The organism is Calothrix sp. CBUCES-K 9914, assembly GCF_059640475.1.
Genome location: NZ_JBXXZH010000012.1, coordinates 55,678 through 79,762 on the forward strand (window position 1 = coordinate 55,678; position 24,085 = coordinate 79,762).

At 39.4% G+C, this 24,085-nt stretch carries 18 protein-coding genes; 8 read left to right on the plus strand and 10 right to left on the minus strand.

Going from position 1 to position 24,085, the window contains the following annotated elements; translation table 11 throughout:
* Window positions 1–147 precede the first annotated feature (147 nt).
* From AC2JBO_RS04555 to AC2JBO_RS04580, 6 genes are all read left to right on the plus strand, one after another.
* Window positions 148–750 carry a chorismate lyase gene (locus AC2JBO_RS04555; protein ID WP_496952440.1) on the plus strand — a complete coding sequence of 201 codons (603 nt, stop codon included), beginning with the start codon at window positions 148–150 and terminating at the stop codon, window positions 748–750.
* A gap of 554 nt (window positions 751–1,304) precedes the next feature.
* The gene (locus AC2JBO_RS04560; RefSeq protein WP_496952441.1) at window positions 1,305–3,044 is read left to right on the plus strand and encodes a DUF3352 domain-containing protein; all 1,740 of its coding nucleotides are present in this window, start codon (window positions 1,305–1,307) and stop codon (window positions 3,042–3,044) included.
* Window positions 3,045–3,130: 86 nt separating this feature from the next.
* Window positions 3,131–4,198 carry a c-type cytochrome biogenesis protein CcsB gene (gene ccsB / locus AC2JBO_RS04565; protein ID WP_496952442.1) on the plus strand — a complete coding sequence of 356 codons (1,068 nt, stop codon included), beginning with the start codon at window positions 3,131–3,133 and terminating at the stop codon, window positions 4,196–4,198.
* A 372-nt stretch (window positions 4,199–4,570) separates the two neighbouring features.
* Entirely contained in the window at window positions 4,571–4,882 is a 312-nt protein-coding gene (locus tag AC2JBO_RS04570) for a KGK domain-containing protein (protein WP_496952443.1), read from the plus strand.
* A 179-nt stretch (window positions 4,883–5,061) separates the two neighbouring features.
* Window positions 5,062–6,030, plus strand: coding sequence for a tRNA lysidine(34) synthetase TilS (tilS, locus tag AC2JBO_RS04575; RefSeq protein ID WP_496952444.1), 969 nt, complete (start codon window positions 5,062–5,064; stop codon window positions 6,028–6,030).
* 44 nt (window positions 6,031–6,074) lie between these two features.
* Window positions 6,075–7,547, plus strand: a complete 1,473-nt coding sequence (locus tag AC2JBO_RS04580) for a CoA-acylating methylmalonate-semialdehyde dehydrogenase (RefSeq protein WP_496952445.1) — start codon at window positions 6,075–6,077, stop codon at window positions 7,545–7,547.
* Window positions 7,548–7,835: 288 nt separating this feature from the next.
* Here the strand turns inward: AC2JBO_RS04580 and AC2JBO_RS04585 are convergent, their stop codons facing one another.
* The 6 genes from AC2JBO_RS04585 to AC2JBO_RS04610 all read right to left on the minus strand — a co-directional run bounded on the left by AC2JBO_RS04585 (window position 7,836) and on the right by AC2JBO_RS04610 (window position 18,442).
* Complete coding sequence (locus AC2JBO_RS04585) at window positions 7,836–9,038, minus strand: AAA family ATPase (protein WP_496952446.1); 1,203 nt, start codon at window positions 9,036–9,038, stop codon at window positions 7,836–7,838.
* Window positions 9,039–9,670: 632 nt separating this feature from the next.
* Window positions 9,671–10,234, minus strand: coding sequence for a chemotaxis protein CheB (locus tag AC2JBO_RS04590; RefSeq protein ID WP_496952447.1), 564 nt, complete (start codon window positions 10,232–10,234; stop codon window positions 9,671–9,673).
* Window positions 10,231–11,067 (minus strand): CheR family methyltransferase, encoded by an 837-nt coding sequence (locus tag AC2JBO_RS04595; protein ID WP_496952448.1) that lies wholly within the window; start codon window positions 11,065–11,067, stop codon window positions 10,231–10,233. The genes AC2JBO_RS04590 and AC2JBO_RS04595 overlap by 4 nt, the downstream gene beginning before the upstream one ends.
* A gap of 37 nt (window positions 11,068–11,104) precedes the next feature.
* Window positions 11,105–16,687 (minus strand): HAMP domain-containing protein, encoded by a 5,583-nt coding sequence (locus AC2JBO_RS04600; RefSeq protein ID WP_496952449.1) that lies wholly within the window; start codon window positions 16,685–16,687, stop codon window positions 11,105–11,107.
* A 316-nt stretch (window positions 16,688–17,003) separates the two neighbouring features.
* Window positions 17,004–17,438 (minus strand): arsenate-mycothiol transferase ArsC, encoded by a 435-nt coding sequence (locus tag AC2JBO_RS04605; protein ID WP_496952450.1) that lies wholly within the window; start codon window positions 17,436–17,438, stop codon window positions 17,004–17,006.
* 14 nt (window positions 17,439–17,452) lie between these two features.
* On the minus strand, window positions 17,453–18,442 hold the full coding sequence (locus AC2JBO_RS04610) for an RNA ligase (ATP) (RefSeq protein WP_496952451.1): 990 nt from the start codon (window positions 18,440–18,442) through the stop codon (window positions 17,453–17,455).
* A 193-nt stretch (window positions 18,443–18,635) separates the two neighbouring features.
* Between AC2JBO_RS04610 and AC2JBO_RS04615 the strand changes: the two genes are divergently transcribed.
* On the plus strand, window positions 18,636–19,148 hold the full coding sequence (locus AC2JBO_RS04615) for an MgtC/SapB family protein (RefSeq protein WP_496952452.1): 513 nt from the start codon (window positions 18,636–18,638) through the stop codon (window positions 19,146–19,148).
* Between the two features lie 44 nt (window positions 19,149–19,192).
* Here AC2JBO_RS04615 and AC2JBO_RS04620 read toward each other — a convergent pair whose 3' ends face one another.
* A complete protein-coding gene (locus AC2JBO_RS04620; protein ID WP_496952453.1) occupies window positions 19,193–19,519 on the minus strand; it encodes a hypothetical protein in 327 nt (108 codons plus the stop codon).
* A gap of 358 nt (window positions 19,520–19,877) precedes the next feature.
* On the opposite strand from AC2JBO_RS04620, the gene AC2JBO_RS04625 reads away from it, so the two are divergent.
* Window positions 19,878–22,652 carry a M16 family metallopeptidase gene (locus AC2JBO_RS04625; protein ID WP_496952454.1) on the plus strand — a complete coding sequence of 925 codons (2,775 nt, stop codon included), beginning with the start codon at window positions 19,878–19,880 and terminating at the stop codon, window positions 22,650–22,652.
* A gap of 49 nt (window positions 22,653–22,701) precedes the next feature.
* On the opposite strand, the gene AC2JBO_RS04630 is transcribed toward AC2JBO_RS04625, so the two are convergent.
* From AC2JBO_RS04630 to AC2JBO_RS04640, 3 genes are all read right to left on the minus strand, one after another.
* Window positions 22,702–23,067: an aspartyl protease gene (locus AC2JBO_RS04630; RefSeq protein WP_496952455.1), complete on the minus strand. Its 366-nt coding sequence runs from the start codon at window positions 23,065–23,067 to the stop codon at window positions 22,702–22,704.
* A complete protein-coding gene (locus AC2JBO_RS04635) occupies window positions 23,064–23,381 on the minus strand; it encodes a hypothetical protein (protein WP_496952456.1) in 318 nt (105 codons plus the stop codon). The genes AC2JBO_RS04630 and AC2JBO_RS04635 overlap by 4 nt, the downstream gene beginning before the upstream one ends.
* A gap of 262 nt (window positions 23,382–23,643) precedes the next feature.
* Window positions 23,644–24,085 (minus strand): GDSL-type esterase/lipase family protein (locus AC2JBO_RS04640; protein ID WP_496952457.1); only part of this gene is annotated, 442 nt, incomplete at its 5' end.

Consider the following 24,085-nt stretch of genomic DNA (forward strand, 5'->3'; position numbering starts at 1 on the left):
AAACAAATACAACAAAAGCAATACAAAAAAGTGCTGAGTGCTTGAACGGCGCCCAGCACTTATTGCTTTTGGCGTATTTACGCTCTCAGCCCTTCGTTTTTTTTGGCTTTTTATGCTTTGATATAAATATGTGAACTTTTGTTAAGAATGACTGCAACGTTTACACCAACAAATAACTCAACACTTCCAGATGCTTGGCATCGACTATCCCCAAGCTGGCAAGGAAACGAGCAAGCAATTCAACAAGGTTTGCCTCACACTCAACTGGCGCCCGCTTGGCAATTACTACTCCTAGGTGATGGTTCACCAACAAGACATTTACAATTGTTGACTGGTGAACCGACAGAAGTTGATGTCATCGACATGTCATTAATTGGTATGGATATGGACGGTGCGCCAAATTTAATCGACGCAGTACCTGGACCGCGACTCCGGCGCCAAGTTTGGTTACGAACTGCTTCAGGGCAACGTTTGGCATATGCAACTTCGTGGTGGGAAGCATCACACGTAGACGAGTATTTACAAAATCGCTCATTACCAATTTGGGCTAGTCTCGCTCGTCTACGAACCGAGCTTTATCGCGATGTTCAAGGAATTTATCAAGGTTACTCCACAGCATTAGAGTCTGGTTTTGATATGCCCGGACCCTTTTGGGGGCGCCATTATCTGTTCTGGCATCATGGACAACCTCTGACTTTAATCTACGAAGTATTTTCACCCTACCTCACAAAATACCTTGGGTCTCCATAACTTTAATGGACGAGAAACAAGTGCTTATACTGAAGCATTTTTTTAAAAGTACTAAATGCTACATTATTCTTCGAGTAAAAACTGATATAAACTAAGCAGTTTAGTAATATATAGAATTCCTGTTTGGTTACGTAGGCGTAGGGTGGGCATTGCCCACCTTACAAATGCTATTTTCTTAAATATCAAAGTGGACTTCTATAGTTATTTAGAATCTATTTATTTCAACGAAATTTAAGTAATAATATTGTATAAAAAGTTTGTAAAATCTTAAATAATACCTTTTGCTGGCTGCAATAGTAATTTTTTGGTGACACAAAACAATTATTTGTGCTACAAAACATGTGGTGTAATAATTTCGGAACTTACGCATCTGGAAACAACAAAATTGGTTTCTTGCCCGATATGTTGTAGTACAAACAACAATTTTGCGTAAGTCCAAAATTTATACAATTATACACGGTTATATAAAATAGTCTAATTGAAAGAAATCTTTCAGTTAAGTGAATTTACTAAGTAATTGACCAGTTATCGACATTGATGAGGTGTAGGTTTCAATGGCACGCATAAATGTGTCTTCGATAAAAAAAAAGAAACCGTCTTTAGTACTGACGCTATCTTCTGCTGGACTATTAATCTGTGGTGGTATCGCTGGATACTGGCTATTAACACAAGGAAAGCCTTTGTCAAGAGATTTGCCGCCAGGAGCTACTATAATTCCTCAAGATGCATTATTCGCGGTTTCTTTGACGACCGATGTTCAACAGTGGAAGCAATTACGCCAATTTGGCACCCCTGAAGTACAAGCACAACTCGATAGAAATATAGTACAACTACGCGACCGTTTCTTGACGAGTAATGGTTATGATTTTCAAAAAGACATCCAACCTTGGGTAGGAGAAGAGGTAACACTCGCAGTGCTGAACCCAGTTGATAGCTCTAAACCAGCAAAACCTGTAGCAAGCTACGCACAAGCAAGCAACAGTCAGCAGTTAATTATGGTGTTACCGATTAAAAATCCTCAAAATGCTAAAAGTATTTTAACGAACCTAAAAGTTCCGAAAGGCGGAAGTTGGAAAGAACGTACTTACAAAGAAATACCAATAAAAGAGACTGATACATCTTCTACTAGTACATCTGATAATTTTGCGGCAGCAGTTATTGAAAATAAATATATTGTTATTACTGATAATTCTGTAGCTGTAGAAAAAGCAATTGATGCTTATAAAGCCAAAACATCGCTTTCTACGGTTCCTGGTTATGCGGATAACATGAGTAAAGTCACTACCTATCAACCTTTTGCTCAGTTTTACATTAACGTACCTATAAGCGCTAAAATAGCTAGCGCTTCTCCTACACGTCAATTACCAACTCAAGTTTTATCGCAACTGCAAAACAATCAAGGTTTAGCTGGTACATTAACCGTAGAAAATGAAGGAATTCGCCTTAAAGGTGTTTCTTGGCTTAACCCTAACAGTCAACGACTATTGTCAATGGATGATAATACAGCAGAAATGCAAAATCGTATTCCTGCTGAAACCTTGATGATGCTTTCGGGTGGCAACCTCGCACGCGTTTGGGCAGATTATAATTCTACGTCGCAGGGGAATCCTTTATCACCAGTTCCTCCCGAACAATTACGTGGTGGCTTTAAATCTTTAACTAATATGGATTTAGACCGTGATTTTATTAGCTGGATGAACGGTGAATTTTCGTTATCCGTAATTCCAACTTCTCAAGGAAAACAAGATGAAGCTTTCCGGGCTGCGTTAGTTTTTATGGTACAAACGAACGACCGTCAGCGGGCTGATGCTGCACTTAAACAACTTGATGAGGTGATGAAGAGTCAGTACCAATTCCGACTTGAGGAGAAAAAAGCGTTGGATAAATCAGTTGTTAACTGGATTGGACCGTTTGGTACTTTGACTGCTAGTCACGGTTGGGTAGATGATAATGTAATATTCTTCGCATTAGGGGCGCCAGTTATAGAAAAAATCTTGAGTACAAGTCAGTCTAATCACACGTTGGCGCACGCAGCAGTTTTTCAAAAGGCTGTACCATCAGAACTAAACCCAAGCAACGGTCAATTTTTCCTAGATGTCGAACGTACAGCAAAGAACTTTCCATTACCACCTTTGTTTCCTTGGCAGCAAGAATTATTTAGTACAACACGTTCAATTGGAGTAACGAGTGCAGTTAGTGATAGCCGCAGCAATCGTTATGATATATTTATTGCGCTAAAAAAGGGAAAGGATAAAGATCCGGCACCGTTGCCAAACCTAACTCCAACACCTTAAATAATTATTCTAAGAATTTCTTAGAAAAAGATACGATTTAAACTAATAAGATAAACTGTTCTGGAATCGACTGGAGAACACGCTTTATGAATTTTGTCAATCTGGTTGTCCTCCAGAACTGGCTGGACAACGCTTCTTTTGCAGTTTTGTTTATTACCATGCTTGTTTATTGGAGCGGCGCCGCGTTTCCAAATCTTCCGTTTTTGCCAGCACTGGGAACAGCGGGGATGGCGATAGCTAATTTGTGCATGGCAACATTGTTAGGAGCGCGGTGGATCGAAGCTGGCTATTTCCCTCTAAGCAATTTATACGAATCGCTGTTTTTTTTAGCGTGGGGTATCACAACAGTACATCTTATCGCTGAAAATACAAGTCGTAGTCGTTTAGTTGGGGTTGCGACGGCGCCTGTTGCAATGGGTATTACTGCTTTTGCGACTCTAACGTTACCAGATCAAATGCAAAATGCTGAACCTTTGGTTCCTGCACTCAAGTCTAACTGGTTAATGATGCATGTTAGCGTTATGATGCTCTCGTATTCAGCGTTAATGGTTGGTTCACTGCTAGCTATTGCATTCCTTGTTGTTACTAAAGGACAGGATATTCAACTTCAAGGCAGTTCATTTGGTGCAGGTGGTTATCGTACTAATGGTTATCGTTTGCATAAAGCTGGCGAACTTGTAACTGAACCTTCAGCTAGCAGTATTGCTGAAAACAATGGCTACGCGCGCTATGAAAGCAGTAATAACAATGGTAATGGTAGAGCAGCAGTGTTAAATGCCGTTGTTCCTGATACTCAAGCTGCAACAGCATCAACGACTTTATCACCTCAGCGTCTTAGTCTTGCCGAAACTCTCGACAATATCAGTTACCGTGTAATTGGTTTGGGTTTTCCTTTACTTACTATTGGTATTATCGCAGGCGCCGTTTGGGCTAACGAAGCTTGGGGTTCTTATTGGAGTTGGGACCCAAAAGAAACTTGGGCTTTAATTACTTGGTTGGTATTCACTGCCTATCTTCATTCGAGAATTACGCGCGGTTGGCAAGGTCGGCGCCCTGCTATTTTAGCAGCTGGCGGTTTTGTGGTTGTGTGGATTTGCTATTTGGGTGTGAATTTGCTGGGTAAGGGTTTGCACTCTTATGGGTGGTTTCTTTAAATCTCTCCCTCCTAACCGCTCTCCGAAGCCTACAGTGTACACACAAGTCTCTCAAAGTTTCTTTTCTTTTCTTCCTTCGTGTCCTTTGTGTCTTTGTGGTTCCTTAGAAAGATAAACCACAAAGGCACGAAGGACACAAAGAGGGAGAAAGGTAGATGTGTGTACACGGTAGGAAGCAAAGTGGCGATACTCGTTGATTTATTTATTGGTGGTGAAAAAGACAATTTTATTTTTTTATTGTGCTTGTTTTGGCTTTGGTTAAATATTGATATTAAGTGGATTGTTTAGATTAAAGTTTCGGTTTAATTTTGTGTTCAATGATGATTTTTATATCAACAATAGATATATTGAGAGAAAATGTCATAAAAGTCTATGGAACACGAATTTCATCGGTTACATCATTACGAAGTTGTATCTATAAATACAGAAAATTTAGATAGTTTGGATGTGGCAGATACTTTTAAGGTTATTCAACTTTTAGAGGCAATTAAAGAACTTGTTGGTTTGGAAACAGCAGAGTCATCTTTGTTTGATAAAGGTATAGAATGTGAAGTGTTACGCTTCCGCGCGAATAGTTGGAGACGTGGTAAAGTCAGACTATCGCTGGAGTTTAAACCTGATGATAATGAATCACCTTTAGAAGATTTTGCTAAAGAGTTACAAGATACCGAAATTCAAAAATAATAATCTTTAATCTACCGGACGGGCAGGGATGCCCGTTCCAGAAAAGTTTTACTTTATTTGGTTGGCAAATACTATAATAATCACAGCTTTTGAGATTCTTCGCTTCGCGACTAATAAGACAACTTTTTGATGTAATGTAGATAAATACACAACCTAAAATCTAAAATTTAAAATATAAAATGGTATGGAATTCTCTCCATGCAGCAATACATCGAACTGTCCGCGCGCGTAATTTATTTGTACGTCAGCAACGTTTACTTGTAGCAGTATCTGGGGGACAAGATTCCCTTTGTCTATTAAAGCTACTATTGGATTTACAATCTAAATGGGAGTGGCATTTGGGTGTTGCTCATTGTAACCACTATTGGCGCCATGATTCAACGGCAAACGCAAACCATGTTGAAAAATTAGTACGTAGCTACTCGATACCTTTTTATTTAGAAACTGCCTCAGAAGTTGTAAATACGGAAGCAACAGCGCGCGAGTGGCGTTACCGAGTTTTGGAACAAGTAGCACTTCAGCATAGTTACACGTGTATTCTAACAGGACATACGGCAAGCGATAGAGCTGAAACTTTACTTTATAATTTGATGCGTGGTACTGGCGCCGATGGTTTACAAGCTTTAACATGGCGGCGCCCGTTAGCTTCGGGTATACAATTGGTTCGTCCTTTGCTGGAAGTTACTCGTGTTCAAACGGGACAGTTTTGTCAAGATTTTCAATTACCTATTTGGGATGATTCGACGAATCATGATTTAAAATATGCTCGCAATCGCATTCGTCAAGAATTACTACCGTATTTACACGATAATTTTAATCCCCAGGTTGAATCGAATATTGCTCAAACTGCTGAGTTATTACAAGCGGATGTTGAATTTTTGGAACACGCTGCGCGCGAGTTACGAGATAAAGCTATATATAGTAAACACCCTATAAAATTAAATCGTCGTATTTTACAAGAGGCGCCTCTTGCTTTACAACGAAGGGTGATGCGTCAGATACTTCTCGAAATTTTGCCCCACTCCCCAAATTTTAAACATATTGAAAAATTAACTAATTTAATTACGGCGCCAAGACGTTCTCAAACTGACCCTTTCCCAGGTGGTTGTATTGCTTTTGTTGAGGATGAGTGGATTTGTTTTAGGTAAAATAAAACGAACCGCGCTCGTACGCAAAGGTCGCAAAGGTAAGAATGAATAATATATTGCTTAATTACATAAATGGGGAATGGGTTGCATCTAATGCTACTAGTCAATTAGATGTTTTTAATCCAGCGACGAATCAAGTTATTGCTAAAGTTCCTTTATCTAGTGCATCTGAGGTGAATGAGGCTGTAACCGCTGCTTCTGCTGCATTTGTTACATGGCGCCGGACACCACCTACAGAACGGGTACAGTATTTATTTAAACTCAGAAGTTTATTAATCGAAAATTTGGATGAATTAGCTCGTACTATTACTACTGAGTGTGGCAAAACTTTGGTTGAAGCTAAAGCGGAAATGCAACGCGCGGTGGAAAATGTTGAGGTTGCTTGTGGTATTCCGATAATGATGCAGGGTGTGAATAGCGAAGATATTGCGCGCGGTATCGATGAAATGATGATACGGCAACCGTTGGGTGTTTGTGCGGTGATTTGTCCGTTTAATTTTCCTGGTATGATTCCGTTTTGGTTTTTACCTTATGCTATCGCTTGCGGTAATACCTATATTGTCAAACCTTCGGAAAAAGTACCGTTGACGATGCAAAAAATATTTGAGTTACTTGAAAAAATAGGTTTGCCTAAAGGGGTTATTAATTTAGTCAACGGCACCAAGGAAGTTGTTGATGCTATTTTGGAACATCCTCTAGTTCGTGCTATCAGTTTTGTTGGCTCTACTCCGGTTGCAAAGTATATATATAGTCATGGCGCCCTTCATGGTAAACGTGTACAGTGTCAAGGTGGTGCAAAAAACCCAATTATTATTTTGCCTGATGCTGATATGTCTATGACTACTCGCATTGCTGCTGATAGCGCTTTTGGTTGTGCTGGGCAAAGATGTCTGGCAGCTTCTTTAGCTATAACTGTGGGGGATGCGAAGCGAACTTTTACCGAAGCTATTACTGAAACTGCTATGAAACGAGTTGTTGGGAATGGTTTGGAGCAGGGTGTGGAAATGGGGCCTGTTATTTCTCTTGATAGTCAACAGCGTATTGAGGCTTTAATTCAACGCGGTGCTTCTGAAGGTGCAAAATTACTTGTTGATGGGCGCCAACCACTAATTAATGGTTATGAAGATGGTTATTTTGTGCGTCCGACTATTCTACAAGATGTTAATCCAGCAGGTGAGATTGCTAAGACGGAAATTTTTGGGCCTGTACTTAGCTTAATACATCTTAATACTATTGATGAAGCTATTTCGCTGGTAAATAGCGGTCAGTACGGTAATATGGCATGTTTATTTACTACTAGTGGAGCTGCCGCGCGTAAGTTTCGTTATGAGGCTGAGGCTGGTAATATTGGTATCAATATCGGTGTTGCGGCGCCGATGGCTTTTTTCCCTTTTAGCGGTTGGAAGGAAAGTTTTTTTGGTGATTTACACGGTCAAGGTAATCACGCTGTTGAATTTTTTACACAAACTAAAGTTGTTGTTGAACGCTGGCGCGAAGATTGGGGGCGCCAATTTTGATACTTTGTTAGGTAATGTGAGGGATTTTTATTGAGAATTTATTCCTTTACTATTCACAATTAGTGTTATTGTAATTATAGGATGGAGATTTTAATCATCGGGGTGCAAGGAATTTGAGGGCATTCAGGGTATATTTCTACTCAAAGCTTTGCTTCCAAAAATATATTTTAGTAGTAGGTGCGTAACGCTACGAGTTTTTCGCTTCGTTGATATTTTGTTATGGCGTTACGCACCCTACATAACGTTTTTACGACGCACGTTATCACGTTTTTGTTATGCGCGAATTTGTTATACGTATTTTTGCGTGAATTCACACATCAAGTCTACACGACCTTTACGCAGCATCGCTGGGTCCAGACGCTCTGTTGTGTTGCAAGTCATTAATATTACTAATTTTTGCTGTATTTGTATTCCACCTTCGTCGATGACGCTTTGATATAAGGTTCCGTCGAGTAAACTCAGGATGTGTTCGGTTTTGTTGTTGTATTGAGCAACTTCTGACGCACGGTTTTGCGCTAAGTTATCTGCTTCGTTGATAATGATACAGATGCGCTCTAAGTAGGTAGGTGGTACAAAATTGGTAATTGCATCATGATCTAAGATGAAAATTACGTAACCAAGCGGTACTAGAATTTCTTTTGCAACTGCTTGTGTCCACGCTGTTTTTCCTGTTCCTGGTTCACCATGTACTAAGACCGCTAGCTGATTTTGATTTAGAACTGTTTGCTGAACGGCATCGGTAAATGTTTGAATATCTGAAGGGAAGGTGCGTATTGGATATTGACTTTGAACCTTGCCGACACGACTTTGATATCCACTCAGCATTACTGCTAAATCATATGTTGCTTTATTAATTAGAGGCGCCAAGTTTCTCGCCATCAATGAATAATGGCGCCGTCCTCGGTCGTAAGGGTCTATTTGTAACCAAACGTCATACTTTGACCAATAAGCATAAACTGTGTTGAGAACATCAAGACGTTCCCAACTAATAAATTTGTCGGGCGGAAAATAAAAGTCGCGCTCGGAGTAATACTGTGTAATCATATCCGGACGACCAAGTATTTCCAAGCTTCGCAATACCGTAATCTCTTGTAGACGGTTTAGTACATAATCAATGGGAATGCTGTTACGACTGACGAACTGTACTATCGGTGTTTCGGAGCTTAAAACGTCTTTGTAACGATGGTCTGGTGTCAACGGTTCCGGAGTGATGAAATTCCAATACTTCTCAAACTCCGCGCGGGTGAAGTCGGAGGCAACGTTTAATATATTTGCCCACCAACTATAATCACGTCGTCCCAAAGCATCAGCGTAAAAACTTGCAAGGTTAATACTTCTTTGGCTTAACTCCTGTGTGTCTTTCCAAAGCACATCCCAAAAATACTTTACATCAAAATCGCGACGAAACGGGCGCCAGCCACTAGCAAGCAGGTTGTGACGATTTCTATTTTCGGCAGAGCCATCGTTGTTTCTAAAATAATCAAAATCCATACTTCAGTTTTATAACACTGATGGAGTTAAACGGGAAATTCAAATTTATATAACTATTTAGCGATTTATACGCTTTACTTGAGGTAGACCATATTTTATACAAATTTTTTCAAGGATAGCCTTTTTTAAGCTGTGTTTACAGGATATGAGCAATTATTTCATCGTATATTTCATCTTTAACTCACAATAAAAGCCCTGATGATCTGATTACATATATAATACACTATAATACAAAAGTGGTAGTATAAGGGGGTGATATAGTAAATTCGGATCTTCAGTACAAAGCGCGTGCTAAATATGTTGGTAAATTAGCTTGTAACCATTGCTATACTTATCTTGCAGCCATTATTACTTTTATAAAAATCAAATTACTGAAATTTCAACTATAAGTACCTGTAAGCCTTGATTATAAAGGAAAATTATCGATTTTAATTAAAATTTAGCACGCTATGTACGGAAGAACCGCTTTCTGGATTATCATCTACTAGTGAAATGTTGACTTTTGATGATGTAGTTATCATGGTGATAAATCCTTAACGATTTTTCAACAAGTGTTTCAAATATAACACCCCATTATTAACTAAAATTTGATATAAATTTTCAAACTGGAGATTAGCTGAATATTAAAAAAGTTACTGATTACAAAGCTGAACTAAAAAAGGAGCAATATTGTTTAAGGGTATAATTTTTGGTGATTTTACTTCGGTAATTGCTGAGTTAGGCATAGTGGGACAGATTGCAGTGCTTGGTTCTTGAACAATTATCAAACCTCCATAAGCTTCTATTTTAGCTAGTCCTTTGGCGCCATCATGATTTGCACCAGTTAAAATTATACCAATTACTCGTTCGAGATAAGCGTCAGCGGCTGTTTCAAACAATACATCAATTGAAGGTCGAGCGTAACAAACAGGCGCCTCGGTAGATAAGGCAAAATGACTAAATTCAACGAGCAAATGATAATTAGCAGGAGCAAGATAAATATTTCCGGCAATAATTGTTAGTTTATCTTCTACTTCTATAATCGGCAACAAGGTATACTGTTGTAAAGCACGAACTAATTGATCGTCAGAAGCTATGTGACGATGTTGAACGATAGCTATAGGGATAGATAAACTTTTTGGTAAGCCTGATAAAATCATTGAGAGTGCTTCTAATCCTCCTAGGGATGTACCAATTACTACTAGTTCATATTTCATGACGTTATCCTCCGAAAAATTCTTTCCTGAGCATCTAACGCTTCATAATCTGATTGGTGAATTGTACCTAAAATTGATTCATGCCTTCCTAATCCTAAAATACCAAATCTTCTTAGACTGCTATATAAGAGTTTATGAACATGGTCTTGTAGATTTTGGTTAAAATAAATTAATACATTGCGGCACAAAATTACATTAAATTCATTAAAAGAAGAATCCGTAACTAAGTTATGTGCCGAAAACACAATATTTTCTTTTAATGCGGGTAAAAATATGGCGCCATCATATGCTGCGGTATAATATTCAGAAAAAGCTCGTTGACCTCCTGCTTGTTGGTAGAGTTGGGTATATTCTTTCATTAATCGCAAAGGATAAATACCAACTTTAGCCTTATGTACAACAACGTCATTCATATCAGTAGCATAGATGCGGCAACGGTGATACAGTCCTTCTTCGAGTAACATTATTGCCATTGAATACACCTCTTCCCCAGTAGAACAACCAGCGTGCCAAATGCGAATAAATGGATAGGTACGTAATAAGGGAATAGCCTTTTTTCTGAAAGCAATATAAAAGCTAGGGTCGCGGAACATAGCAGTAACGTTTACTGTCAAGTTCAATAAAAAACGCTCCAAACAATTTTTATCGTGTAAAATTCTATCTTGAAGACTAGAAACTGTAGTTAAATTCTCTGCTCGAATTACATTCCAAATACGACGTTTTAGAGAAGCAGTTGCATAATTGCGAAAGTCAAAACCATAATAACGATATAGACCCTCTAACAATAATTCAATTTCAATGTCTTCTAGCTCATTCGGACGTAATGGGAACATAAAAAAGTTATGAGTGCTGAGTGCTGAGTGCTGAGTGCTACTTATAGAGCCAAACTCTTAATAATGATAATAATTGTTGTGTATCAACAGGTTTAGTAATGTAGTCAGAGGCGCCGGCGTTGATACATTTTTCTCGGTCGCCTTTCATTGCTTTTGCGGTTAAAGCAATTATTGGTAAAGTTTTAAACTGGCTCATAGTACGTATAAATTGCATTGTTTCATAACCGTCCATCCCTGGCATCATTATATCTATAAGAACAAGGTTGATATCATGAGTTGTTTGGAGGATGGAAATACCGTCTGTACCGTTTTCTGCATAGACAGTTTGCATTTTGTAACGCTCTAATAAGCTGGTGAGAGCAAAGATATTTCGCACATCGTCGTCTATTATTAAGATTTTTTTATCCGTCAGCGCTTGGTCTTTTTGCTGTAACTGTTCAAGTATTTGACGTTGAGGCGCCGATAAGTTTTCTTGAACTCGATGTAAAAATAAAGCCGTCTCATCTAACAAACGTTCAGGTGAACGCACATCTTTAATAATGATGGAGTCGCTAATACGACGTAATTCACTTTCTTGTTGGGGAGTTAATTCTTTTCCGGTATAAATAATAATCGGTAAATAGTTGAGGTGAGCTTGCTGTTTAATTTGCTCTATTAACTCGAAGCCATTCATATCAGGTAGTCCTAGGTCTAAAACTAAACAGTCAAAGTGACTATTTAGCAAAGCTTCCAATGCGTCTCTACCTGTACTAACGGCTGTGGTTGCGACATCACTATTGCTAATAAGTTCTACAAGACTTTGACGCTGAGTATCATTGTCCTCAACGATTAACAAGTTCTTGACTTGACGTTCAACAAATTCTCGAATTCGACTCAAAGCATTTAATAAAGAATCACTATCAATAGGTTTTTGTAGGTAAGCTATCGCTCCTTGTTGTAAACCTCGTTGGCGCCCTTCGTCTACACTCATAATATGCACAGGAATATGACGAGTGCTAGCGTCATGTTTGAGACGCTCAAGAACTGTCCAACCATCCATAACAGGTAAACGAATATCAAGCATAACTGCTGTTGGTTTGTACGAACGTGCCATTACTAAACCAACATCTCCGCGCGCTGCTACTATAACTTTAAAACCTTGCTGTCGTGAAATATCAAGCAAAATCCTGGCAAAGTTGAGGTCATCTTCGATTATTAGTAACAAACGTTCTCCAGGTTGAATATTTTCCCGGTCATCTTTAATTACTTGCTCGCTCAACAATTGTATTTCATGTATTTCATCAATTACTATTGACTCGATGGTGTTGTTAATAGCACTAAGTACTGGCGAATTATTGGTAGTTACTGGAGTTGCCGCAACAGTGATTGTATTTGTAACATTAGTTTGACTGTTACTGTTATCTAAAAAAGGTTGGTTGGAATAATATAAGGGTAAATAAAGGGTGAAAGTACTACCTTTACTTAACTCGCTAACCAAGCGGATTTCACCTCCTAGTAAATGAGCGATTTCCCGACTAATTGATAATCCTAGACCTGTACCATCGTATTTACGGCTAGTAGTGCCGTCTACTTGTTGGAATGCTTCAAAGATTATTTGTTGTTTATCAGGTGCAATTCCAATACCTGTGTCGGTGACGGCAAATGCAATCACGCGCTCACTGCGGTTTAAAATTTCTTTATTTGAACTCCAGCCAGAATTGGCTAGTGATACATTTAAACTGACACAACCTTGCTCAGTAAATTTGAAAGCGTTAGATAAGAGATTTTTTAGTATTTGCTGTAGTCGTTTTGCGTCAGTAAAAATAGCACGAGGCAAAAGCGGATTGAATTGGATACGGAAGTCTAGTTTACGGTCAGTTGCTAATTGACGGAAAGTAATTTCAATATGCTGCTGTAAATCATGAAATAATGTTTCATTAATTTCTACTGACATTGTACCCGATTCAATCTTAGCTAAATCAAGAATGTCGTTAATCAATGCTAACAAATCATTTCCCGCAGAATGTATAGTGCGACTGTACTCTACTTGTTTTTCTGTTAGATTAGCTTCGCTGTTCTCAGACAGTAGTCCTGATAAAATTAGTAAACTATTTAGTGGAGTTCTTAGTTCATGAGACATGTTCGCGAGGAACTGCGATTTGTATTTAGAAGTCATGGCCAACTGTTCGGCTTTTTCTTCTAACGCTTGACGCGCTTGTTCTATTTCGTTATTTTTACGCTCTACTTCTCGGTTTTGCACTGCCAACAATTCGGCTTTTTCTTCTAATTCTTCGTTTGTTTGCTGTAATTGCTCTTGCTGACGTTTAAGTAAATCTTCGGATGCTTTGAGTGATTTTGCTTGTTGTTCTAGACGTTTGTTAGTTTCAGTTAGTTCTTTTTGTTGAGTTTGCAATTCTTCAGCTAAGGACTGAGACTGCTTGAGTAGTTCTTCTGTTCGCATACTCGCAGAAATTGTGTTGAGTACGATAGCGATGCTTTCGGTAAGTTGATCTAAGAAAGTTAGATGGATTTCGTTAAAGCGGTGGAAAGATGCTAGTTCAATAACTGCTGTTACTTGTCCTTCAAATAGTACAGGTAAAACGACGACATCTAAGGGTGTTGCTTCGCCTAAACCTGAACTAATTTTTATATAGTCGTCGGGTACTTGAGTTAATAATATTCTCTCTTTTTCTAAAGCGCATTGACCTACTAGACCTTCACCTAACAAGAAGCGGTTAGACAGATTTTTGCGTCGTTGATAAGCATAGCTGCTGATTAACTTCAAAAACTCAGGCTGATTGTCCCCTGCTTCCATTAGGTAAAACAATCCTTGTTGGGCGGTAACTAGCGGCGCCAGTTCAGATAGTATCAACTTAGAAACAGTTTCTAAATCCCGCTGTCCCTGTAACATGCGGGTAAATTTAGCCAAGTTAGTTTTGAGCCAGTCTTGCTCAGTGTTTTTACGAGTTGTGCCTCGTAAATTAGCAATCATCTGGTTGATATTATCTTTGAGTGCAGCAACTTCTCCTTGTGCTTCAACGGCAATCGATTGTGTTAAATCACCTTTAGTAACAGCCGTTGCTACTTCTGCAATTGCACGGACTTGAGTTGTTAAATTTGCTGCTAGTTCATTGACATTATCTGTTAAATCACGCCAAATACCTGATGCACCTGGAACTTTCGCTTGTCCACCTAGTTTTCCTTCGATTCCCACTTCGCGCGCAACAGTTGTAACTTGGTCGGCAAAGGTAGCTAACGTATCAATCATTTCGTTAATTGTTTCCGCTAGGGTTTCGATTTCGCCTTGGGCATCTAATATAAGTTTACGTTTTAAATTCCCATTCGCTACTGCCGTTACAATTTTCGCAATACCTCGTACTTGTGCCGTCAAGTTACCTGCCATCGAGTTAACGTTATCCGTCAAATCTTTCCAAATTCCAGCTACACCGATTACTTGAGCTTGACCTCCTAATTTACCCTCAGTTCCCACTTCACGCGCGACACGAGTTACTTCTGATGCAAATGAATTAAGCTGGTCAACCATTGTGTTAATGGTATTTTTCAAGTGCAACATCTCGCCTTTAACATCGACGGTAATTTTCCTCGACAAATCACCACCAGCAATAGCTGTTGCGACCTCAGCAATATTACGTACTTGTCCTGTTAAATTGCCAGCCATTAAGTTGACGTTATCCGTCAAATCTTTCCAAGTACCTCCAACTCCACGCACGTAAGCTTGCACACCGAGTTTACCTTCTGTTCCAACTTCCCGCGCGACACGAGTTACTTCACTAGCAAAGGAGTTAAGCTGGTCAACCATCGTATTAATGGTGTTTTTTAACTGTAAAATTTCACCTTTAACATCAACAGTAATTTTCTTTGATAAATCACCAGTTGCAACTGCTGTTGTTACTTCAGCAATGTTTCGTACTTGGGCAGTTAAACTACCTGCCATGAAGTTTACACTGTCGGTTAAGTCTTTCCACGTACCTGCAACACCAGGAACCTGTGCTTGACCGCCAAGTTTTCCTTCGGCGCCTACTTCGCGCGCAACTCTCGTTACCTCACTAGCAAACGAGTTTAACTGGTCAACCATGATATTGATGGTATTTTTCAGTTGGAGAATTTCACCTTTAACATCAACAGTAATTTTTTTAGAAAGGTCACCTTTGGCAATAGCTGTTGTCACCTCAGCGATGTTGCGTACTTGCGCCGTTAAACTAGCCGCCATTGAGTTTACACTGTCGGTAAGGTCTTTCCACGTACCCGCAACACCTTTGACTTCGGCTTGTACTCCTAATTTACCTTCGCTGCCCACCTCGCGCGCAACACGGGTTACTTCTGACACAAAGGAATTGAGTTGGTCAACCATTGTATTAATGGTGTTTTTTAACTCTAAAATTTCGCCTTTAACATCTACAGTAATTTTCTTCGATAAGTCACCAGTTGCAACCGCAGTTGTCACCTCAGCAATGTTTCGGACTTGCGCGGTTAAACTGCTAGCCATAAAATTAACTGACTCAGTTAAATCTTTCCAAGTACCTGCTACACCTCTAACTTCTGCCTGTACTCCTAATTTACCTTCGCTGCCTACCTCGCGCGCGACACGAGTTACTTCACTTGCAAATGAGTTAAGCTGATCAACCATCGTATTAATGGTATTTTTCAACTCTAAAATTTCACCTTTAACATCTACAGTAATTTTCTTCGATAAATCACCATTCGCTACGGCAGTTGTCACCTCAGCTATATTTCGGACTTGAGATGTCAAGCTACCTGCCATCGAATTTACGCTATCTGTTAAATCTTTCCACGTCCCAGCAACACCTTTAACATCTGCCTGTACACCCAATTTACCTTCGGTTCCAACATCACGGGCAACGCGCGTTACCTCACTAGCAAAGGAGTTAAGCTGGTCAACCATCGTATTGATGGTGTTTTTTAACTCTAAAATTTCGCCTTTAACATCAACAGTAATTTTCTTTGATAAATCACCATTCGCGACGGCAGTTGTCACGTCGGCAATGTTGCGTAGCTGTGCGGTGAGGTTCCCGGACATTAAATTTACGTTATCAGTTAAATTTTTCCATGTTCCTGCTACACCTGGAACTTCTGCTTGTACGCCTAATTTACCTTCCGTTCCAACTTCGCGCGCGACCCGTGTTACCTCTGAAGAAAAAGAATTAAGTTGTGTTACCATCGTATTGACAATGGTGGCTGTTTGCAGAAATTCTCCCTGTAGTGGTTTACCATCAATTTCTGTAGGGACGGTCTGCGATAAATCACCGTTTGCAACTGCTCTAATTACACGTGTTGTTTCTGCTGTTGGTTGTACTAAGTCGCTAATTAAAGCATTCACAGAATCAATCGAACTTTTCCAGGCGCCTCTAGCATGACCAATAGACGCGCGTTCAGAAATCTTACCTTCTTTGCCAACAACAGTCCCGACACGCTCTAACTCCATTGCCATGCGTTCGTTCATCTCAATAATGTCATTGAGAGTGTCTGCTATTTTTCCAGCAATTCCAGTATGGTCAAGAGGCATTCGTGAACTAAAGTTGCCTTTTTTAACTTCTGCAAGAGTTCTTAATAACTGTTTTAGGTCGAGGCTATCTGTGTCAGTAATTTGTGAGGTCGTCATTAGTGATGAGTAAGCTAAATATAGAAATTTAAATTTAGATGGACTATATAATACAGCAACGTGAAAGAATACGTTTAAATGGCAACTTAAAGCAATATTTATATTAACTATTTAATACAGCTATTGTCACCTCTACCTTGATATAGAGTTAATTTATTCGTATCTGTCTTTAGATAGATGCTAAGTATTTATTGATTTTTTTAATGAATGTAAAGATAAATTAAGATATTCCGAATCTAAAACCTCAAATTTTAGTGCGGTGCGTGACGCTACCAGCACTGCGCTTCGTTTTAAAATTTTAGTAGCGTCACGCACCCTACAATTCCAATTTGTCAATAAAATTAATAACGTTAGCTTCTATTTGTCCTAAAGCTTCGTCTGCACCAGTTTGATCTATGTCGTGAACTAACCAATACTCAATATTATCTACCCATTCGGCAAAGCGTTCTGTCATTAAGGGGCGATGTTCTGATTCATCAATGGCGATTACTTTGGTAAATGATTTAAAATCCTCTAATAAGGCACTTTGCGGAAGGCGCTCTGAGTCAAGTAGTATAATTCCTCGTTGTTCTAACGCAGTTTTTGCATAGTGAGAAATGGCGCCAACATTGTTGGCACCACGTTCTAAAGCTAAACCGCGCGAGTCAGCTTTCCAGTCAAGACCGCGTTTACGGGCAAGATAGTTAAATAAGTGTTCAGCAAAACGACTACGGTAGTAGTTCCCTGTACATAAGAAAAGAACTGTTTGCATTGGAATATTGCTAATTAATGTAGTTCAGTACCGTCTTTACGAAGTAGATACCTGTCACTAATTAATTTTATAACTACTCTTCCAATTTCTGGATGTGTTCTTTCCTGAATCGGTTGAATTATTACTCCTTCCATTATACTTGTTGGACTGAGAGCGCTATCTTTATTATTAAATTGCGCTACTGCTTCCCAACTGTAGGCACCTTTGTAAAGAACGGGCACGCGCGGTAAGTTAAATTCTTCGCAAAATTCTACGAAGTCATTATAATCAAGGAATTGATTGTTATGACGGACGGCAAATAGAACAATCCCAATTTTACCGTTACTTAACCCATATTTAATGTCTTGCACACCATAGATTTCACCAAACACTTGAGTATTTGGGGGCAGTTTTTGTAAAGCAGTGTTTTCATGATACGCACGGATGTATACTAGATTTTTGTTGACCTCGTTATTTTTCCAAAAGTAGTTATGGCTGCCAATTTTAGCTGTTCCATACTCATCGACTAAAACAGTAAAGTTAGTACCGTGTACCTTTTCAGTAACTACAACTTCTTCACCTTCAATAAATATGTCTTTGTAGCGCTTGATATTTTCGGGACTTGGAAATTTATATTGTCCAATATGATTTTCCATTTCTCCGCTCATTCCGCGCGGTATAGGATATTCGTATTTAGTAACGCCAAAATATTCGGTGTAGTCGTCACCAACATTAACTTTACTATCACTGATAGGTATTAGCAACCCTTCAGAAAATATTCCCCGTAGCTTTGCCGCACGTAATTTCTTTGAGTAGTAGTTACGAATGCCAAATTCATCCAGATATTTATCGGGAATAACGCTATCGATAGGAAAATAATATGCTAAATCTCCAACTTTTAAATTTCCTTTTGCTGTGATAACTTGATATGCCATTCCGTCAAGTTTAGCAATATCTAATCTATCAGCATTAGGATGATGGATAATTTCGCTAATTTTTACGACTTCGACCTTAAAAACGCTCATATTTTCGTATACTCATTTCGCACTTTCAATCAGCACGGCTAAATTTCTCTTGTATTACAATTGTAGTATATTGATGGTGCCTGTCAAGTGAGTCGTAAATTCTCATACTTACTGGGTATGCGTTCAAGTTGAAAAAATTATACTTTTATTAACAGATAGTTAATTTTAGATTAAAATTAAGGAATATTAAATAATGGGTGAAATGTTTCTTGCTCCTGATGATTGGGTAGGCATTGGAACGAGGTTAGTTTTAGCGCTCTTGGTAGGATGTATAATTGGTTTAAATCGTCAAAAAGGCGGCAGAGCGGCAGGAATGAGAACTTTTATGCTGGTGAGCATGGGTTCTGCGTTGTTTGTAATGATTCCTTTACAAGGTGGTACAAGTGATATTAATGCAACGAATGCGCTGAGTAGGACGATTCAAGGTGTGTCAACTGGTGTAGGATTTATTGGCGCCGGTTTAATATTGCATGAATCAGGTAGAGAATCAAAAGCTCCAAGAGTACGAGGATTAACTACAGCTGCATCGATATGGACAGCAGCAGGTCTCGGAGCTGCGATAGGTTGCGGTTTGTGGAAAATGGCTTTATTGGCAGCTTTTTTGACTTTGGTAACGCTAAGTGGAGTTAAGCGGTTGAGTCAAATTGTTAAGTTTTGGTCAAATCGTAAGAAGTACAATATTTCTCAAAATACAGATGATTTTTAAGTAGAGACGTGATTAATCGCGTCTCTACGTGTTGTAAAAAATATTTATGGGGTGATTAACACATTATTCATTATTGCTTGTGGCAAAACACATACAGAAGGAATTGTGTTAACTGTTGATGTTGATGATGTAGTTGATGTGGTGCTTTGATATATTTCTGTTCGGTTGGCGCCTGCACTACGTACTATACGGTGTTGAGTAACACTAACGTTTTGAGGTGTACCAGTAGCTACCTTTGCTGGGTTTGTTTTGGAGCAAGCTGGTTTATTTACTGGAGTTGTTTTGATGACTACCGGATTTTCTCCAGCTAGTACAGCAGTTGGAAGTATCAAAATTGACGCAATTAAGCCAAAAATATAGTTCTTTAACACGTTCTTTAGACCTCTTATGTTTGATGGTCGGCTAATATTTAACTTGTTTTTACGCAAGCAAAGCTTATACCTAATATATTTAACTAAAATTCTTGGGTTTGTCTATTAAAAAATTCAAATATTTGTCACAGGTAGTTCATACGGAGTTGCTAACGTATAGTTAAGCAAATCTTAAGTTTGCTCCTCACACCACGTTTTTGGCTCTCTTGTTGTTTAAATTGCAAGAGAGCTTTTTTAACATGGAGATAGTGCTGAGTGCTGAGTGTGGAGGAGTGGAGGAGTGGAAGTGTGGAAACATATGCTGATGGTTTGTATATCTTGATGTATTAGTGACGTTTTTAGTTCACATTTAATTTGTATGCGTTCATTTCTGAAGTTTCGACCGTCTATATTAATAGGATTATTTCTGAGCTTTTTGTTGAGTGGGGTGTTGATACCATTTAATCAAAGTTCGGCTGCTGTTCCTGCGAACTCGCTGACTCAGGGAGTACGTAAAACAGTTTTGGAGAATGGTTTAACTGTACTTACCAAAGAAGTTCATACGGCGCCTGTGGTTAGCGCGCAGGTTTGGTATAAGGTTGGTTCTCGGAATGAGAAAACACGGGAAAATGGAATTTCTCACCAGCTTGAACATTTGATGTTTAAGGGTACTACCGCGCGTCCGGTACAGTTTGGGCGCCTATTTAGTGCTTTGGGTAGTCAGTTCAATGCTTTTACGAGTTATGACCAAACGGCTTATTTTGGCACTGTACAGCGTGATAAGTTGCAAGCGCTGTTAACTTTGGAAGCTGACCGGATGGAAGGTTCGGTTATTAATGCTGACCACTTGACAAGTGAGAAGCGAGTGGTAATTTCTGAGTTACAGGGTTACGAAAATTCACCAGGGTATAGACTTAACCGAGCAGTAATGCGTGCGGCTTTTCCTGATAGACAGTATGGTTTACCTGTAGGTGGTACAAAATCTGATGTCCAACAATTTACGGTTGAGCAGGTAAAGAATTATTACCAAACTTACTATAGCCCTGATAATGCTACTTTGATTGTGACAGGAGACTTCGCGACGGAGCCAACGCTGAAAGCAATAAAAGAGACTTTTAGTAAAATTCCTAAACGTGGAGTTGAAGGACAAAGTAAAATTACTCCTCCTGTTTCTTCTCCCGCACAGTCTACTAAACCGAGCAGCAAGGCGCCGATAGTATTAAAAGAGCGAGGAAGTGCAGCTTTATTACAAGTTGTGTATCCACTGCCAAATTTGACGCACCCTGATGTACCAACTATTGATGTAATGGATGCTGTGTTAACCGGAGGAAGAAGTTCGCGGTTGTATCAAGCTTTGGTGGAAACTGGTTTAGCTTCTTCGGTTAGTGCAAGTCCAGCAGAACTTGTTGAACCAGGTTGGTATGAGATTAATGTAACTGCGGCGCCAGGGCAAGAGTTGAATAATATTGCGACCGTACTACAAAAGTCGCTCGTTGAAATACAGCAAAAACCAATTACTAACGATGAATTAAATCGAGCTAAGACTCAATTACAAGCTTCGTTTATTTTGGGTAATCAGGATATAACAAGTCAAGCAACACAACTTGGTTACAACCAAATTGTAGCTGGAGATTACAAGTTTGCTGAGAAGTATTTAGCAGGAGTTGCAAAGGTTTCTGCTGGTGATATTCAAACATGCGCTAAAACTTATTTGAACCCAGCGAAACAAACTGTAGGTTTCTTTGAACCAACACAACCGGATGGTAAACCTGGAGCTAGCGGTGGTAGTTCTGGTAGAACTTCGGAAAACTTTAGTCCTGGTAAACCAGTAGACCCAGCAGAGCTTGCGAAGTATTTACCACCTGCAACGAGTGCAACAGCTTCGAGTCAGCAAGTGCTTCCCGAAAAGTTCACTCTGAAGAACGGGATGCAGGTATTATTATTACCTGACCGCAGCGTTCCAACTATTAATATTAGTGGACAAATTGACGCTGGGACAATATTCGATAATCAAGCAAAAGCTGGTGTTGCTAATTTGGCTGCTAGTAACTTGATGAACGGAACTAAGACAAAAAATGCGTTAACTTTGGCACGAACTCTTGAAGATAAAGGCGCCAGTTTAGGATTTAGTGCTGCTCGTGAAGGTGTGTCGATAGGTGGACAGGGACTTTCTACAAATATTCCTGTTTTGGTGAAAACACTGGCTGATGTTGTGCAAAATGCAACATTCCCGGCTGACCAATTGGAACTAAGTCGTAAGCGCGCGTTACTAAGTTTGAAAGCGCAGTTAGATGACCCGCGTTCGTTAGGACGAAGAGTATTCCAACAAGCTGTTTATCCAGAAAACCATCCGTTCCACGTTTTCCCAACCGAACAAAGCTTAAAAGCAATCACGCGCGATGATTTAACAAGCTTCTACAAGCAGCATTACCGACCAGATAATACAACGGTTGCGTTTGTAGGAGACTTTGACGTTAATCAAGTCAAAACGCTTCTTAACGAAGAGTTTGGTAACTGGCGTTCCTCTGGTAAAGCTCCAGTAGCAAACGTTGCACCCGTAAGTTTACCGCAAACTACAACACGTTTAAATCCAGTAATTCCTGGTAAAGCCGAGGCTGTAACTTATATTGGTTACAACGGCATTTCGCGTAAAGACCCACGTTTCTATGCAGTAACGGTACTTAACCACGTTTTAGGTGGTGATACGCTATCAAGTCGTTTGGGAACAGAAGTACGCGACCGTCAAGGTTTAACGTATGGTATTTATAGCGCATTCGCAACGGGTATCAACCCAGGTCCATTCTTAATTCAAATGCAAACGGCGCCTGGTGATGCTCAAAAAGCAATAACTAGTGCAGTTGCATTACTCAAACAGCTACGCGACCAAGGAATTACCGAAGCGGAATTAAACAACGCGAAAAGGTCAATTACTAGTAGCTATCCTGTAGATTTGGCGAACCCCAGCGATGTTGCAAGTATTATACTGAGTAACGCAATTTACGGTTTATCTCCAGCAGAAATACGCGAGTTTCCGAAGCGCATCGAAGCAGTAACAATGCCACAGGTGGTTTCTGTTATTCAAGAATTGATTCAACCGGATAAATTGGTAATTGTTACCGCAGGACCGGGAGAAACAGCACAATCAAGTAATTAGTAAAACCGACTGTAGGTTGGGCATCTTGCCTGACCTACTATTTTTTACTCTAATTTCCTAACGTCAGAGTAGCTGTTGCCATATCTACCAATAATCTTTTACTTTGTAACCACTGGCGCCCAAGTAAAATTTCAGATACTCCTTGACCAACATGTACAGGAATATCAAAGACTTGCCCATCAACACGAACCTTACCTAAATAAATATCAAATTTAGATTCGCCCTTGGCTAGTCGCATATCCCTTTCACCTAAATACTGCCAATTGAATCCGTCTATATCTTGCTTATCAACGGCCATCCATTCCGAAAATCCTGTATCTAAAAGGGCATTAATAGTTAGTTCAAAATTAGGAGCAGCAATTAATGTGATTTCAAAGAACAATTCACCCTCACTACCAAATGTTCCTTGGATCATATAGTTCCGCCAACACCTGTTTCATTAACTTTAAATATGAAGACAGGAGCTTCAGGGTGCTTTTGGCGAGACATATTTATGGCTGTCATTTCATCTTTTTCAACAAAATACTCTCCACTTTCTGGCTCAACTGCCATATACCAGTTGTAATGAGTCTTAATCAATTCTGGTTGTACTTGCTCAAAAATTGGCTTGCAGCGTAGATAAAAGGCTTCTTGTTTTGCTCTCCATTGTGCTAGCTGCTCCGGAGTCCATTGAATTTCTGGGAAAATCCGTCCTCGACGTGCAGCACGAGTAAATTTAGTTTCAGTCATGACTGTTTTTTAAGGTAGAATTTGCTATCTTATATGCATTCTAGTCTATCGAGAAGTTTTTGATAGCTTTGGGTTTGGGCATCTTGAACAACCAAAGATGCTTTATCATTAAATTTTATTCTTCAGGCAAAATTTTGTGCAACTGCCTCACTAGCTTCTATGACTTACATAAAACAATTTATAGTTTTTAGGTGCGTGACGCTACTAGATACTAGCTTTGTTTCAAGATTGTTAATAGCGTCACGCACCCTACAATTATCCATTAAAGTTTTTTCGCGCGTTTTGTTTGTGAGAGGGCGTTTTTTGTTTCTACTTGTTGGATGGCTGCTTGCCAAACTTCGTATCCGTTTTGACTAAGGTGTAGACCGTCGGTTGTTAGTTCTTGACGAAGGTTGCCTTGAAAGTCTGTGAACCAATAGTGAATGTTTAAATAGTTGGCACCTTCTTGTTTGGCGATAATTGCAAGTTTTTGGTTGATATTACGGATGCGGTTGTTGGATATATTTGGTAAGCGTGTTGGTAGTATTGATTGCACGATTATTTGTGTTAGGGGATGCTCTTCACGTAAGCGGCGAACGATGCGACGGTGGTTACGTAAAATAGTCTCGTCTGAGGCGCCTCGACGCAGGTCGTTAATTCCTGCCATTACGTAAATAACGTCGGGTTTTGTTTTTGAGAAGGCTGATATTCTTTTTAAAACACCT

What these genes read in the sequence shown, in the direction of transcription:
- AC2JBO_RS04555 (WP_496952440.1), top strand. Translation starts at nt 148, where the DNA reads ATGACTGCAACGTTTACACCAACAAATAACTCAACACTTCCAGATGCT.
- AC2JBO_RS04560 (WP_496952441.1), top strand. Translation starts at nt 1,305, where the DNA reads ATGGCACGCATAAATGTGTCTTCGATAAAAAAAAAGAAACCGTCTTTA.
- ccsB (WP_496952442.1), top strand. Translation starts at nt 3,131, where the DNA reads ATGAATTTTGTCAATCTGGTTGTCCTCCAGAACTGGCTGGACAACGCT.
- AC2JBO_RS04570 (WP_496952443.1), top strand. Translation starts at nt 4,571, where the DNA reads ATGGAACACGAATTTCATCGGTTACATCATTACGAAGTTGTATCTATA.
- tilS (WP_496952444.1), top strand. Translation starts at nt 5,062, where the DNA reads ATGGTATGGAATTCTCTCCATGCAGCAATACATCGAACTGTCCGCGCG.
- AC2JBO_RS04580 (WP_496952445.1), top strand. Translation starts at nt 6,075, where the DNA reads ATGAATAATATATTGCTTAATTACATAAATGGGGAATGGGTTGCATCT.
- AC2JBO_RS04585 (WP_496952446.1), bottom strand. Translation starts at nt 9,038, where the DNA reads ATGGATTTTGATTATTTTAGAAACAACGATGGCTCTGCCGAAAATAGA.
- AC2JBO_RS04590 (WP_496952447.1), bottom strand. Translation starts at nt 10,234, where the DNA reads ATGAAATATGAACTAGTAGTAATTGGTACATCCCTAGGAGGATTAGAA.
- AC2JBO_RS04595 (WP_496952448.1), bottom strand. Translation starts at nt 11,067, where the DNA reads ATGTTCCCATTACGTCCGAATGAGCTAGAAGACATTGAAATTGAATTA.
- AC2JBO_RS04600 (WP_496952449.1), bottom strand. Translation starts at nt 16,687, where the DNA reads ATGACGACCTCACAAATTACTGACACAGATAGCCTCGACCTAAAACAG.
- AC2JBO_RS04605 (WP_496952450.1), bottom strand. Translation starts at nt 17,438, where the DNA reads ATGCAAACAGTTCTTTTCTTATGTACAGGGAACTACTACCGTAGTCGT.
- AC2JBO_RS04610 (WP_496952451.1), bottom strand. Translation starts at nt 18,442, where the DNA reads ATGAGCGTTTTTAAGGTCGAAGTCGTAAAAATTAGCGAAATTATCCAT.
- AC2JBO_RS04615 (WP_496952452.1), top strand. Translation starts at nt 18,636, where the DNA reads ATGGGTGAAATGTTTCTTGCTCCTGATGATTGGGTAGGCATTGGAACG.
- AC2JBO_RS04625 (WP_496952454.1), top strand. Translation starts at nt 19,878, where the DNA reads ATGCGTTCATTTCTGAAGTTTCGACCGTCTATATTAATAGGATTATTT.
- AC2JBO_RS04630 (WP_496952455.1), bottom strand. Translation starts at nt 23,067, where the DNA reads ATGATCCAAGGAACATTTGGTAGTGAGGGTGAATTGTTCTTTGAAATC.
- AC2JBO_RS04635 (WP_496952456.1), bottom strand. Translation starts at nt 23,381, where the DNA reads ATGACTGAAACTAAATTTACTCGTGCTGCACGTCGAGGACGGATTTTC.